Here is a 512-nt window from a genome sequence, read left to right as displayed (position 1 = left end):
ATGTAGAACCAAGCATTAAGAGAAACCTACTCAAACAGATAACACGCGGATGGAAGCAAGTATCATTAATTCTTTTTGCCCTCTCCCCACGTCTCGCAATAAATGGGACAGCCGCCTTTGAAGGGCAAGGTTTTGTTCTAGGAGGCAACTTTGGAAAAACCGAAGAGCAGAGGATAAAATCATTATTCCTATCAAACCCGAACAACATAGTAAATCTGTTCACTGACGATCTATTTTCGAACAAAATAGCTCCACTTCTCTACGACGCGCTAAGCTCAGAAAGTGACCCTCTTATCAAGCACGACTTGATGCTTTTGATAATATACGAGCGCCCAAAAGACTGGAAGAAGCATGTTGAAGAATATATTTACTCTTTACCAAAAAATTCATTCTATTTATTCAATACCGTTCTAGCTCTTCGAAAAACATACAAATTTGACTTTGCAACGGCAACTGAACTCAACGAAATAAGACTACTGTTAAAAACCGGATATGCCAAACACGAGTTCGGC

At 39.6% G+C, this 512-nt stretch carries 1 protein-coding gene; it reads left to right on the top strand.

Annotated features, from left to right (window positions below):
- A partial coding sequence (locus tag ACFXA3_RS42780) for a hypothetical protein (protein ID WP_385196997.1) occupies window positions 1–512 on the top strand: 512 nt, incomplete at both ends.

Source organism: Streptomyces sp. NPDC059456, assembly GCF_042750055.1.
In the GTDB taxonomy this organism is placed as follows: domain Bacteria; phylum Actinomycetota; class Actinomycetes; order Streptomycetales; family Streptomycetaceae; genus Streptomyces.
Note: the sequence above shows the minus strand (reverse complement) of the source record. Positions and strands in the feature narration are given on the sequence as shown.